This window comes from Pedobacter sp. 22163, from assembly GCF_052045595.1.
Taxonomy (GTDB): Bacteria; Bacteroidota; Bacteroidia; order Sphingobacteriales; family Sphingobacteriaceae; genus Pedobacter.
The window spans coordinates 686,162-699,484 of sequence record NZ_JBQEPM010000001.1; the positions used below are offsets into that span (position 1 = coordinate 686,162).

General features: G+C 40.7%; 12 protein-coding genes. 5 read left to right on the plus strand and 7 right to left on the minus strand.

Features of this window, described 5'->3' with window-relative positions; translation table 11 throughout:
- Positions 1-3: 3 nt before the first annotated feature.
- Positions 4-1,968: a sigma 54-interacting transcriptional regulator gene (locus ACTJKN_RS02880; RefSeq protein ID WP_440822516.1), complete on the plus strand. Its 1,965-nt coding sequence runs from the start codon at positions 4-6 to the stop codon at positions 1,966-1,968.
- Between the two features lie 402 nt (positions 1,969-2,370).
- Here the strand turns inward: ACTJKN_RS02880 and ACTJKN_RS02885 are convergent, their stop codons facing one another.
- Both ACTJKN_RS02885 and ACTJKN_RS02890 read right to left on the minus strand, forming a co-directional pair.
- A complete protein-coding gene (locus ACTJKN_RS02885) occupies positions 2,371-4,599 on the minus strand; it encodes a tetratricopeptide repeat-containing sensor histidine kinase (protein WP_440822518.1) in 2,229 nt (742 codons plus the stop codon).
- 1,139 nt (positions 4,600-5,738) lie between these two features.
- Positions 5,739-6,176 (minus strand): SMI1/KNR4 family protein, encoded by a 438-nt coding sequence (locus ACTJKN_RS02890; protein WP_440822519.1) that lies wholly within the window; start codon positions 6,174-6,176, stop codon positions 5,739-5,741.
- A 553-nt stretch (positions 6,177-6,729) separates the two neighbouring features.
- Between ACTJKN_RS02890 and ACTJKN_RS02895 the strand changes: the two genes are divergently transcribed.
- The 4 genes from ACTJKN_RS02895 (at position 6,730) to ACTJKN_RS02910 (ending at position 8,326) form a co-directional block, all read left to right on the plus strand.
- Complete coding sequence (locus ACTJKN_RS02895) at positions 6,730-6,978, plus strand: transposase family protein (protein WP_440822521.1); 249 nt, start codon at positions 6,730-6,732, stop codon at positions 6,976-6,978.
- Entirely contained in the window at positions 6,917-7,402 is a 486-nt protein-coding gene (locus ACTJKN_RS02900) for a transposase (RefSeq protein ID WP_440822523.1), read from the plus strand. Before ACTJKN_RS02895 ends, ACTJKN_RS02900 begins: the two co-directional genes overlap by 62 nt.
- A 63-nt stretch (positions 7,403-7,465) precedes the next feature.
- A complete protein-coding gene (locus ACTJKN_RS02905) occupies positions 7,466-7,771 on the plus strand; it encodes a hypothetical protein (protein ID WP_440822524.1) in 306 nt (101 codons plus the stop codon).
- A 231-nt stretch (positions 7,772-8,002) separates the two neighbouring features.
- Complete coding sequence (locus ACTJKN_RS02910; protein WP_440822997.1) at positions 8,003-8,326, plus strand: transposase; 324 nt, start codon at positions 8,003-8,005, stop codon at positions 8,324-8,326.
- 831 nt (positions 8,327-9,157) lie between these two features.
- Here ACTJKN_RS02910 and ACTJKN_RS02915 read toward each other — a convergent pair.
- From ACTJKN_RS02915 to ACTJKN_RS02935, 5 genes are all read right to left on the minus strand, one after another.
- Positions 9,158-10,534 carry a type IV secretory system conjugative DNA transfer family protein gene (locus ACTJKN_RS02915; protein WP_440822526.1) on the minus strand — a complete coding sequence of 459 codons (1,377 nt, stop codon included), beginning with the start codon at positions 10,532-10,534 and terminating at the stop codon, positions 9,158-9,160.
- An 8-nt stretch (positions 10,535-10,542) separates the two neighbouring features.
- The gene (locus ACTJKN_RS02920; RefSeq protein ID WP_440822528.1) at positions 10,543-11,202 is read right to left on the minus strand and encodes a YWFCY domain-containing protein; all 660 of its coding nucleotides are present in this window, start codon (positions 11,200-11,202) and stop codon (positions 10,543-10,545) included.
- A 9-nt stretch (positions 11,203-11,211) separates the two neighbouring features.
- Complete coding sequence (locus tag ACTJKN_RS02925) at positions 11,212-12,135, minus strand: DUF5712 family protein (protein WP_440822529.1); 924 nt, start codon at positions 12,133-12,135, stop codon at positions 11,212-11,214.
- Between the two features lie 3 nt (positions 12,136-12,138).
- The gene (locus tag ACTJKN_RS02930; RefSeq protein WP_440822530.1) at positions 12,139-12,681 is read right to left on the minus strand and encodes a BfmA/BtgA family mobilization protein; all 543 of its coding nucleotides are present in this window, start codon (positions 12,679-12,681) and stop codon (positions 12,139-12,141) included.
- Positions 12,682-12,914: 233 nt separating this feature from the next.
- Positions 12,915-13,259: a hypothetical protein gene (locus ACTJKN_RS02935; RefSeq protein ID WP_440822532.1), complete on the minus strand. Its 345-nt coding sequence runs from the start codon at positions 13,257-13,259 to the stop codon at positions 12,915-12,917.
- Positions 13,260-13,323 lie beyond the last annotated feature (64 nt).

Sequence of the window (13,323 nt, forward strand, 5' to 3'; positions counted from 1 at the left end):
CCTATGGCCAAAAAAGTGCTCATCGTTGAAGATGAATATATAGTTGCAAGTAACCTTCGTTTGATATTAGCAAAAGCAGGTTACAGCATAATCGGCATTGCGATATCCGTCGAGGAAGCGTTGGATCAGATGCAGAAGCAGAAGCCTGATATTGTTTTACTCGATATCATGCTTAATGGCGAGCGCTCAGGAATTGATTTAGCTAAAATATTGACTGCACAACATATTGCTTTCGTTTATCTTTCCGCGAATTCTAACCAGGCCATGTTGGAAGAAGCAAAAAAAACCGATCCTTATGGTTTTTTGGTTAAGCCCTTTCGTGAAAAAGACCTAATCGTAACGCTGGATATTGCTTGGTACCGACAGAAAAACAATCTTGAGGCCAGGCTTTTACAAGAAGTATCATTACAGAAACAATTAATGGATATTAGTAATGGAAAATCTGAAGCAAAGCAAAAATTATTGGAGCTTTGTCAGGCGATCAGGACCTTTATCCCATTTGATTTGATCGTTACCCAGGCTAATTCAGCTAGTGGGTACGTAAACTGCGGTTATTTAAGGACAGGTTTCAGTGAATATGAGTTCATTGTTGAAACTGAATTAATAACCTCGCTGAAACCAAAACAATCTCTGCTCAAAAAAACGTTCAATACCGTTGAAGAACCAGCATTCTTTTCGCATGTCACCGAGGAAATCGAGATCAACCTCAATTCCACAATCGCGAGCGAAAGAATTTGGATGGATCATTTCAAAATGGAATCTAACCTGATTTTCCGATTGGATATTGGCGCCGGAACTGCATTCTCCTACCAGTTTTATAGTCGGCAAAGAGACTTGTATACGCAGAAGCACGCAGGAGTATTAAAACTCTTCAAGAAATACCTGAGTAATGTTACCGAGAAAATGTTTCGTCCTTCAATTTCTCCTGTAATCGGAATCCCTCAGGAGCCCATTAATGATGAGCTAAAACTTTTGGAGCGTCATGAGTTCAATGGAATTATTGGCCGCCACTCTCTACTGCTCGCTGCTTTGGACCTTACTGTTCAGGTTGCACCATACAATACATCGGTTCTGATACTCGGGGAAAGTGGTACAGGTAAAGAGAAAATTGCACGTGCAGTTCACCAGTTATCGCCGCGAAGAGACCAGCCGTTCATTCAGGTGAATTGCGGAGCTATACCTTCCACGCTTATTGAATCGGAACTTTTTGGACACGTACTGGGTGCATTTACGGGAGCGACCGAAAAAAGAAAAGGGAAGTTTGAACTTGCAAGCGGTGGAACTATTTTTTTAGACGAGATTGGAGAACTTCCACTAGATATGCAAGTAAAACTACTCAGGGTACTGCAGGAAAAAGAGGTAAATGCTGTTGGTGCCAATGCACCATTTAAGGTTGACGTTCGTGTGGTTGCGGCAACCAACCGAAATCTGGAGAAAGAGGTGGCGGCAGGGAAATTTAGGCTGGACTTATATTATCGGCTTAACATATTTCCAATTACCATTGTTCCACTAAGGGAGCGCAAGAGCGATATTCCCGCGCTGGTTAGCTTTTTCAAAAATAAATTCTGTAAAGAATTCAATAAGCCTATAGCTGATGTTGATGAAAAAATGATGGAGCAGTTGTATGAATACCAATGGCCAGGCAATGTACGAGAGCTGGAAAATATAATAGAGCGTTCTGTTATATTAAATGAGGGAACAAGTAAATTAACATTAAAGCAGCCACTTAGTGATCTGACCACTAGCAAGTCCCCTATCAGCACAATCGAAACATTAGACGATATTAAGCAGATACAAATGGAGACGGAACGCGCCCATTTAATATCAGTTCTCAAAATAGCTAATGGGAGAATTAGGGGGCAGAATGGTGCTGCAGATTTGCTTAAAATTAAGCCCACAACATTGGAATCAAAATTGTTGAAATTAAATATCCGCAGACAAGATTATTTTCCTTCCCAGGAAATTTAAAATTAAACATTAGTACAGAAAGGATGCAAGACTCTAACAATTACTTTTGATTATCCCTATAATTAAAAGTAAATTTAAATAAAGGAGTTATGGATCATCTCTATTTACAGGTCCAGAAAACTGAATGTATTACCATTGATGCAGGAGTATAGCTGCTATTTAATCTTCAGGCATTTGTATTACATGCATTAACTGATCGGAATCCAAATGTGATTTGAATAACTTCCCTGAAATTAAATTAAAAAACAAGCGACTATTTTAGTCCTATGATAAAAGGATCACTTACCGATTGTCGTTTAGGTTATCCTACCATTTGCTCCAATCGTCGTTTATACCTTGCAGGCAGTTTTTTAATAAATGTATTATCCACTATCGACCAATTTATGGTCAATATCATCTGATTCATACTCGCAATGGTTGCTCTTGATCCGCCAGCTCGTTAGCTAAAGTGCCATAATCATGAGAAGGAGATTCTAAGGGAAATTTCAGGAATATCGTCAATCCGTTATTATTTTTGATGTTAAATGTGCCGCCAAGCTGCGGGGTCAATCCCTTCAAAAGATTTATTCCAAGTGTGTTTACGTTTGATAAGTTAAAATTACTTGGAAGTCCTACACCATTATCACTGATTATTACTTCCACGAACATATCGACTTTCTTAACCCGAATGCTTATTTTTCCATTTTGGTTATCGGGAAATGCATACTTCAAAGCATTGGTCACTGTTTCATTTAAGATTATACCTATCGGTATTGCTTGGGAAACATCAAGCATGAAATCCTCAATCTCACAGAATATCTCAATGTTATTGATATCATCATCCAGGAAGTCATATAAGGAATCCACTAATTCGTTAATGTATAGGAATACACTAATTTGAGTAACATTGTCTGTTTTATATAACTGATCATGGATAAGTGCGATTGATCGAACTCGGTTCTGGCTGTCCAAAATGGCCTGCTGGGCACTTTCGCTGGACAGATAAGCCGATTTGGAGGCGAGTAGGCTCATGACTATCTGCAAATTATTCTTAACACGATGATTCACTTCCTTTAAAAGCAAATCCTTCTCTCCGAGAAGCTGATTTTTATATGATACCAGGTGCTTAAGCGCATTATTCTGGTTGTTGATCTCCAATTTCTGCGATAATAACATGGCATTGCTTCGCTGCTTTAGCCGATACCTGCTAAAGATCAGCCCAGTAACAATCAGCAGTACGATTATTCCACTGATGGTAACGCGTTGAATTAGTTCATTGCGTTTCATTTTAATATCTTTGATCAGCGCATCTTTAGTAAGCATTTCAATATGCCTGTTTCTATCCATTGCTGCATTTTCGATGTGCAGCAGGGATATCTGGTAGGCTTTAGAAACATTATCAATCGAATCCTTAATCGCTTTTTCTTTCTGGAAATGCGCCAAAGCAGACTTTTTATCACCTTTCAGCGAGACCAGCTGATAATATCGATATTCGGCGGTCTGAATGCCCTTAGCATAATTTAATTTGTGTGCCAAATGCGCATGCAACTCTGTGTGTTTATAAGCCTTGTTAACTTTCCCGGTCTCGGAATAGTAATAAGCGAGAGCATTATGGACGTTCATTATCTGCTGGATGTTTTCAGGATAGATTTTTGGCAATAAGCTTTCCAGTTCGCTTACATATTCTTTAGCTTCCGGTAACTTTTTAACATAAACCAAGGTATTGATATACTCTATTTTAAGTGCAATATCTTTTAAAAAACCGCCGGGACGGCTTTTCATTTCATTAAGTACCGCCAATGCTTTGGGGATTTGGTTCGTACGGGTATATGCTGAGGCCAACTGGTAAGCTCCTTCGCGCACAAGTCCTTCATGATTATACTTTTTGGCCAGGCTGACGACATCTTTAGAATAGGGTATGGATCGATAGTAATCCTGCTTCTTGATGTAACTGGATGCGATATTTAAGTTGATAACACATACTTGAGCTGTTGTATCATTAACTTTTCTTGCGGTTTCTCGGGCTAGCAAGCTATATTTTAAAGCATTATCGTAGTCCCCTAATCTGAAGGAGTTTCTACCGATATTCCAGTAGATCCCCTCTACAGTTCTCATGCTTACTCCTTTTCCCAGATTTAGCGCTTCAAAAAGGAATCTTAGTGCTTCTGTAGTCCGATCGGCCTGAAAAAGCATGTCTGCATTTACGGTTAACATATCAGCAAGGGAGTGGAAATTCTTATTTTTCCTAAATATGGCGATAGCCTTGTCATTATACCATATGCGTGTACGAAGTTCGCTCTGTGAATTGGTGCTAAAGTGCTTTGATATCATGTGATAAGACCTTGCTTCTCCGTCACTATTGTTATTTTGGCGACAAAATAGAAGGGCATTTTCTGCAAGTTTTACTGCTGCTTTTGCATCCCCCCTTTCATACAATGTCTCCACTCTTAACAACATTGAATTGATAATTCCGAAATGGTAATTAAGCCGGCGGCTGAGAACTTGGGCTTCGTTGGCAAACCGAATTGCCGAATCCACATCTTTTGGTCCCTTTAAGCCTTTCAATAGCATTAAATGTCCAATCGCAAGCTGCAGTTTTACCTTGGTTGTATCCTCCTTGCTGGCAACGAGTTTCCGCCTCAGTACAGGCATAGGCAACTCATCTAGCCTGCTCGACTGGGCATGTGTAAATATTGCAGAGAAAAATAGGATTATATATAAAATCAAACATTTCATATCATTGAACTAAAGATTTCCTAGTATTAATCTATAAAGATATTAATAACCGCCAAGATTATTAAATATCCACAATGAAAGAGTCAATACAACACAAGGTTGTGAATGTGGAACAGCGATCTTACGCGCGGCTTGGATAAGTAAAATATGTTGTGGATAGGTCTATGCTGTAGCTTAAGGCACATTCGTAACTGGTGGAATTGTTAACGTTCATGCTGTACTGGGAACGGGATACAATCTGAATTAATCATTCAACATATAGCGATTGGTCATCATAAGTCATTTATGAATGGCTATCAGGTAAATAAATCCCCTGTTATTTCCCAAAGCTCATTCCGGCTAAGGCTTCTAAGCTAGGACTGGGTGATGATCAACGTACAAAATTCGGGCCTATGCTGAATTGTGTAAAGGCCAAACTGGCCTATTACCTTTTTCGGTCGCATTATAATATGCGAATATTAGATCGATAGGTTTACCAAAAAAAGTATATTTTTTATCAGCATTATTAAAGTTCTGTTGAATTTTAAATATAAGATTTATCGAGACTTTGTGCCCGTGAAGCTAAGCCAAAATAATTTAGAATAAGAAATAGAAAACAAAAATTAATACTAATTCATCACAATCTAACGGATCGGTAAAATCAGATCTTACTTCTTCGTTTAACACTACCGTTTTGGTTGTCTTATCCGCTTTTTTAGATCATAGATCAACAGATATCTCGTCGAATTTAAGCGAATTTAGTGCCTGTAGTGAGCTCCCGTGATTATAAGCATATGTTAATCCGTCATGCCTTCTGAGCTGCTTATATCGCACTTTTTGAGATTGGATAACTTAAGGTGTCCAGGGGTCTGCTTTTGGATTACCTTGAGTTCCAGGACGGAGTATTTTGTAAATTGCTACACCTAAAAAGCAGTTGGAGGAGTTGTTGGTATTTGTTCAGAGGGAAAGGAACAATATTGTATTTACTCGGCAATCAATTTGGCGGCCACTTTGCACTGAAATGGAGAGGTCACTATTAGTGAAATATGCACATAGGAAAGCCTGTACATATCATTCTATTTTTCATGATCCTTAAACCAATTATCACCGTTATCCATTCTCTTAAGAAAGTCAGTAAATGAACTACCAATCGTAATATGATATTCTTCGTCAAGGTCAATAAAGGGGGTTAATATCACATTAATGTTCCCGTCTCCAAGGCTTTTAAGCCCAATAAGTTCTCCACCACCATTGTCACCAATTCCAATAGTCTTTTCCAGATTCTCAATTATTTCATAGCCAATATTCCAGTCCAATAGCTTATCAAACTCCCATAGCTTAAAAAATTCTTCTCCAATTTGAGTTTCATAAGATGAATATTTCTCAATATACTTCTTGTAGTCAGTAGGCAATTCAAATCCAATTTTATTTTCGATTTCCTTGAAATCAAAATCGTCGACCGGGTCTTTTGTTGGCCAATTATACTTTTTAAGAATATTGTCAATTATACTCACTTTGCCGGATTTATATCACTAATTCTCAAATATATCAAATATCCAAAGAAGCCTCAATAATAAAACAGTTTAAAGGTATGACTAATCCTAAAAAATCCGCCCTCTTTTATTACTGTTACTGATTTTATATAAAAATGTAAAAATTCTAGAACTATAAAATAGTTATTCATTTTTTTCAGCTAGATGTAGGTTCTTGGTTAATTGCCGTTAGCCTTTGCCTATTGACAATGTAAAAACATCAACAGGAAAATTGGGCCGGAACCAAAGTGCAGTCCTTCACTCCTGCCCCTTGCCGTTAGGGCTTAATGGCGTGATCGATGCTCTTGCGAATCCGACTCCATTGGACATCGAAGGTTAGCGTATTTTCATAGCCGAAGTTTTCTTTCAGCCTTTAATATATCCGCCCGGTTGATTCCCATACATCAGTTCTTTTTTCAGCATAAATATTTTGAAGGATAGAGCTTAGCGCGAGCCTCCATTTCGGGCCAAACTGGTTCTTCCCCAATTTTGGTAGTTTTCCTTGATAACTCCGGTTGTTGTTCGTTAAGAAATAATGAATCTTACCAAACTGATTTTCTCACCAATTGATCCATTTAAAGTAGTTTCAGTAAATAACCAGGCCGACTTTGTCAATATCTATGTACAGAGCAGGCAAAGGATCTGCCGTTGTCCGGATTGCCTAAGTCCGTCAAAGAAGCTTCATAGCTATTATTTAAGAAAGTTCCCTGACCTGCCTACGTTTGGGAAATCATGTAATATATACCTGCAGTCCAGAAAATACCGTTGTCTTAAAACTGAATGAAAAAAGAAAGATATTCACAGAACGCTTTGATGACCATTTCGAACCATGTAAGCGGCGGACAACAAGATTGGATGAGAAATTGTTAGCCACCGCCCTGGAAATGGGTGGCAGACCCGCTGAACGCATTTGCAATACATTATCTATGCCCGTGAGCGATTCTACATTACTAAGATTGATCCATAAAACTCCCCTTCCCCCGTTAGGGCAGCTTAAAGCTGTAGGGGTAGATGACTGGGCGTATAAAAAGCGCGATAGATATGATAGCATCCTGGTAAACCTGAATACCGGAAAAGTAATCGATCTGCTGCCAGACCGGGAGGAAAAAACATTGATCCGTTGGTTGAAAGGGCAACCTGAGATAGAGGTAATTACACGGGACCGTTACGGTAAATATATGCGGGCAGCGACAAAAGGGGCTCCCTAGGCTATACAGGTCACCGATCGTTGGCGTCTGCTCAAGAATCTTGGAGAAGCCGTTAAAAGGATAATGGTGCGCGAGTACACCAGACTCAGCAGAGCAGTGGCCCCTAAAACAGTTGAAAAACCACGGGTGGTTCCAAAAGATTTTCCTGCGGGAAAAAAGCTGGCCCCTACAGGCGGTGTTATCAAACAACGATTTGATGAGATGAAGAAACTACAGGTTAAAGGGCTGTCCAACAACGCAATTGCAAAATCCCTAGGGATGCATAGGGATACCGTCAGGAAATACCTGTCGATGGATGTGCTGATGCGGAAGTCCTATGGAGAAAGGGGAATGATAGAGGCTCTTTTGAATACATCAAAGAACGAATGAAATCAGACCCTAATATTCGTTTGAAAACACTTTGGACAGAACTGAAGCAAAAAGGGTATCCCGGGCGTATAGCACATTGTCTGAATCACTGACCTACTATGATATCAGGGTAGGAAAAAAGGCACGTCAAACAAAACTCCCACAGCATGCAGGTTCTTTCTTTAAGCCCTCAGCTGCTGCCATGGCATTTTTAGCTCCTGAAAGTAAAATTAGCACCACACAAAAAAGCTTATATCCAAATTGTGCCAATCATCAACTGAATTAAAACGTACGATGTCATTGGTAAAAAAATTCCGAGGATTGATTGAAACTAAAACAGGCAATGAATTGAATGCGTGGATTACAGAAGCCAACCATTCGGTTATTGAAGAGTTGAAAAGTTTCGCCACAGGGTTATTGTCTGATCTTCCATCCATTGAAAATGCTATCAATCTAAATTGGCGCAATGGTCCCGTCGAAGGCAATGTTAACAAATCGAAGACTGTTAAACGGCAAATGTATGGAAGGGCAAGCTTCGATTTACTCAGGAACAGACTGGTATTAGCACCAGATTGACCACCAAAAATGGGGAAGAACCACTTTAAAGCGAAATGGGGTGATATTAACAACAATGAACAATGAAGTAAAAAAACGCCTTAAATGGGTTAGATCTTATTAGAAACAAAAAATGTATCTTTATAAGACGTCATGTAACTAAATATATGGAAATTGAGGAATTATTACAGACCCCTATTGACAGACTCGGTTTTAGTACTGAATTCTGTAAAGCTTGTACTTCAATGCATTTCAGCACATTGAACGACATCACATCTCTTTTGCCTAAACGACTGATCAATAAAGAAGGGTTTAGTTATAACTGGCTGGGGGAGCTCAGCGCATACCTAGATAAGAGAGGACTGTTGCATTTACTGCAACGGCCATAGGAAAAAAATTACGGTTGGATGCGCGGGACCATACGCTGTACAGATAAGAAATCTCATTAAGACGGATCGTGATGATCTATTTGAAATACTGAACAAAAAGGAAGTGGATCTACGTGCTACTGAAAGAGATAAATTTTACGAATTCCACTTAGCATCCGGAGGCATGCTACTCTATTCACAACGTTATAAATTGTAAGGTTCTATCCCTACTTTAAATAAATGTTTTTAAAGATAGAGCGTTAAATTATAAAAATAAACCGGACCTGTCAGGTGACAGCATCCGGCTTTATTAACGCTCTCGACACCTAAGTTATAAAAAATATCTCCAGCTTAACGCAGTGTTCTGCAAAGAAAATGGTAGGAAGTCTCTTTGCAATTATATTACACGAAGCCAAGCCAATTGTGAAGCAACAAAAAAAAACATCCAAATAATAACAAAAAATCTCCAGTGAAATAGACTACATCAAATACTCACCAGTTGTTCTTGATCGCCATCTTCCACTCCAGCCGCATCTTTCTTTGCATTAAGATCTTCTTTTGATGACATTTTCTCGGCTCTAGACAATATCCTCCCACACTCCTCCTCCAGCAAAGCCTCTACCTCATTTTTGATCATCATGTAATTCTCCACGATATCTCCATAGCTAACTTCCCTTGGCCTCGGAATCGGCACATAACCCTCCGTTTCCGCCGCAATCGCCCTATGGTCATTCTGGATCTCACAATGGAACATCTTCAGTTTAATCTTCTCCTCCGGATTATCCGCCACAATACCTACAAACTCTCCAGAAGATAAAGAAGCAATCTTGGAAGCCGGTACCGCATAATCCATCTGTGTAGACCTGGAAATCGAGATATCCGAACTATTAATGCTTTTGCTTTCCTTATCCTGTACGATCTTCCCAAAATTTTCAGACAGCTTTTTCGCCGTATCCCCACTCACCTGCCCGGAGATAATATTACCCACAATATTGGTAATCACATCCGCCTGCTCCTGTCCATAATCCTTCCTCAACTGCGAAAAATCCTGCAATCCCAAGGTAGTCGCGCATTTATAGCCTCTCGCTACTGCAATGTGACTGTCCATGCCCCCCACAAAAATCGAAGAATATTCATCAAAGACAATACTGCTTTTCAGCATCCCCTTTTTGTTCACCAGCTTTAACATCCGGTTCACATAAAGCGAAAGCACCGCCCCATAGGTCTGCACCTTTTGCGGGTTATTGCCCATACAGACAATTTTCGGTTCCAGTGGGTTATTGATGTCCAGCGTAAAATCATTACCGCTCAGCACATAATAAAGCTGGGGTGAGGATAGCCTGGCCAGACCGATCTTTGCCGAGGCAATCTGCCCCTCCAGCTGTGGCATCGCTTTCCGCTGTAAAGCGGAGATAAATGGATTGATCAGTACCCTGATCTCCGGCTCCTCCTGCAGTACCGCAAAAAGCCTGTCATATTCTGCCTGGATCAGCTCAATCGCATGCGGCAAAGTACAATAACGCCCGTTCTTATATTTGCGCAGAAACCAGATCACGGCCGTAACAAAATTGATCGCACTTTCGACGAAAAAATCGCCCTGCTTTTTGATCCAGTCCCGGTTCAATCCCAGCATTACTGTCCGGCTGGCTTCAGTGGCATCGGTAATATCTTCCATACGCTGCGGATCCAGCGGATTGCAGCGGTGGTAGATCCTGTCAAAATCGATCACCCAGAACGTGGGTTTAACCTTATAATTTCCCTTATATTTCAGCAATGCATTATAGGCAATGATCGAAAGATCGTCGAATTTAAAATCGTACAAAAACATCGAAAAACCCTTGCGGATATGCTGGGTGATCACATGTCGGATTACAAAATAACTTTTTCCAGACCGCACCCAGATCCGGGGGTGCCCGTAACGAGCAGCCCCCGGAAAGGATTAATGATATTGATAAAAGAACTCCTGATTTTTCCTTTTAGATTGTACCTGGCTGGCAGGTTTACCGAATATTCATTCTCCAACAGCCGTTCTTCCTGCGGAAAGGTTTCGTTCTCGCTGTTGAACACATCGGTGTTGATAGCGGACTTGATCATTCTGGACAGCATCGCACCTCCTGATAACATCAAAAGATAACCGGTAGAAGTTGTTAGGATATAAAGCCCAGCGGTCAGCTGAGCACCAAAACCTAACCTAAAAACGAAGTAGGCTGCAAAATATAACAGTGTTCCCGCGATCAGATAAGTGGTAATTTTTTTCCTCTTGATCTTTTCATCCTTCCTGCCTTTCACACCCAACAGCGAAATGGCTAAACACAATAATGCAGCAAGCTTTGGCACCAAAAACCCATCAAAAAGCCCGGTCATGGAAAGATGCAAAATCAATCTATCGGTAATCCCCGCCGTAAAGCCCCAGATTTTAATAGCTAAATAACAGCTCATATAAAAATGGATGCTCAAAATAAACAGACTGATCAGCCTGGTAAAATCAGTAATCTTACGCAGGCCCTGCGTATCTTCTCCTGTATTCATGTTTCCTGTTTAAAATTTGAGTTCCTGTTGTTGCCCTTTTCGTTTTTTCCGTTTCCTGTTCCTCAGGGCCAGTGAAACGGGATCAAATTCTGGCCGGGCCAAAAGCAGATCCAATAATGTATCTGAAGGCCCGGCCAATAGCTGTGACGAAACGTTCGGGTGCTGTTCCTGAGCTGGAATAGATTGTACCTTCTCCTGTTTATCTTTTTGCCCGGCCATAACAAGCCGCTCCTCCAGGTTTCCATTCTTTTGGGTATTGGCGTATTGGAAACTTTCACCTACGGCCCTCTGATAGTTAAATATTTCATCGAAGACCTTCTCCCCTGAAGCTTTAAAAGCAACCCGGTCAAACTGCCCGATCTTTTTGGAATGTTCTAGGTTTCCTCCCCTAGAATTGTTCATTGGGCTCAGCTTGATAGAATTGCTAATATCCTTACGGCTTACGATCACCTGGATGTGCATCTGCTCCCCGGGCTTCGCATCTCCCCTTTTCACCGTTCCATTTTTAACCTCCTTATCCTTTGCAGAATAGTACCGATGGTTTTCCAGCTTTCCGAACCAAAGCAAATCTTCGTTGCTTTTAATACCCGGACGGTGAAAATTACGCGTATATTCATCCATGATCTTAATGGCAAAAGCCTTTAACTCCTCCTTAGCTCCCCTACCTTCCAGCATTTTTAAATGCAGGATCTCTTTCTGGCTCGGAGAGATGTTCACCAGGAAAAATTTTGCATCATGTGCGGAAAGTTTAGCGATATTCCGATCGATCGATCTTTTTACCACATAGGAATCGATCTGGGTTTCTTTTCCGTTAAACCAGTGCTCCGTTTCCTGCTCAGGAAATAACCGATTCTCCTTATCCAGGTAATGCACCAGCTGTGCACTACTTCCTTTGTTATTGCCCGTTTCGCTGGCTGAAATATTGATAAACATGGCTTATAAATTTTCGATCTGTTTGCGCGTCAGTTCTGCCAGTTCTTCTTTTTCCCTGGTTTTAAACGTGCCCAGTTCTTCACGCGCTTTGATATAGCTATTGAGCACCTGGAGCATTTTGAACTTTAAGCTGTCCCTGGATTCCATTTTCTGCGCGATCAGCTTGATCAGCCGATCATTATCCTGAACGGTTTTCAAAAACACTTCCTGGTTTTTAAGCAGAGCTTTATTGGCACCGAGCACCTGCTCATTGAAAAACTTGACGATATCCCTTTGATTGGTAATCATCTTGTCCACTCCCTGCTTGATCGGCACCAACAGTAAGTCTTCCTGCGCGCGGATAAAAGCCATATAACTTTTATGCCCCTTAGCAAGTGTAATCTTTAACAGTTCATCGTTCAGGTCAGTCGGATCCTTTTTATTCCGGTAGAAATAATCCACCATCTGCGCGAAAACCGTCCGCTTGGAACGGCCCAATGCAAGGCTGATATTTTGCAGTTTATCACCGGTGACCTTGGTATATTTTATCGCGTTCAGATTTTCCATAACCATATCGTTCATTGAAAGGAATTCTATAGCGATATCCTTTATCGGCCATGAATATGCTTTCACCCTGTCAAAGAATTCCCGGAGAATTCTACCAATACCCCTGAAGCGCACTACAGGGGCATAAAGTAGGGCCTGCCCAACTTCCGCTTGCTCCTTTTCTTTTAAGGAGAAAAGGACTGAACGGCGAGGAACCCGAGCCGGTAATTAAAATGAAATAAACTGTTTTATCGTTAGTGCTTTGTAATAACCATATCAGTAAGCAGTGGTTTACCCAGCTCGTTGGCTTCAACTGTCAGCACCAGTTCGGTTCCAAATGGCAGATACCGTACCTCTGTTTCACCAGCCATGTACCTGCCCTGATTAGCCGCTTTACGGTAGACCGATAGCGTTATCTTTTTGCCAGAATCCGGTAGTGAAAAAAAACAGTTGATGGTCAGGCCACTTTTTGACCATAACATAAAGTCCAGCTTAGCGGTATAGGTGCCGAGCGGCACTTGTTCCTTGGCATAAGAATAGTTTTTAGGATCGTATCCTGCTTCCAAAGCAGGAAAGAATTCCAGTACGGTTGTTTCCATGTTATTTTGAATTTGATTTTCAAAATTGGCGATGAAAAAACGTAGTATATCCAATATTGGATAG

Bases quoted from the DNA above. Each gene is read 5' to 3' on its own strand.
- ACTJKN_RS02880 (WP_440822516.1), top strand. From the start codon at position 4: ATGGCCAAAAAAGTGCTCATCGTTGAAGATGAATATATAGTTGCAAGT.
- ACTJKN_RS02885 (WP_440822518.1), bottom strand. From the start codon at position 4,599: ATGCCTGTACTGAGGCGGAAACTCGTTGCCAGCAAGGAGGATACAACC.
- ACTJKN_RS02895 (WP_440822521.1), top strand. From the start codon at position 6,730: ATGAATCTTACCAAACTGATTTTCTCACCAATTGATCCATTTAAAGTA.
- ACTJKN_RS02905 (WP_440822524.1), top strand. From the start codon at position 7,466: ATGGTGCGCGAGTACACCAGACTCAGCAGAGCAGTGGCCCCTAAAACA.
- ACTJKN_RS02920 (WP_440822528.1), bottom strand. From the start codon at position 11,202: ATGAATACAGGAGAAGATACGCAGGGCCTGCGTAAGATTACTGATTTT.
- ACTJKN_RS02925 (WP_440822529.1), bottom strand. From the start codon at position 12,135: ATGTTTATCAATATTTCAGCCAGCGAAACGGGCAATAACAAAGGAAGT.
- ACTJKN_RS02930 (WP_440822530.1), bottom strand. From the start codon at position 12,681: ATGGAAAATCTGAACGCGATAAAATATACCAAGGTCACCGGTGATAAA.
- ACTJKN_RS02935 (WP_440822532.1), bottom strand. From the start codon at position 13,259: ATGGAAACAACCGTACTGGAATTCTTTCCTGCTTTGGAAGCAGGATAC.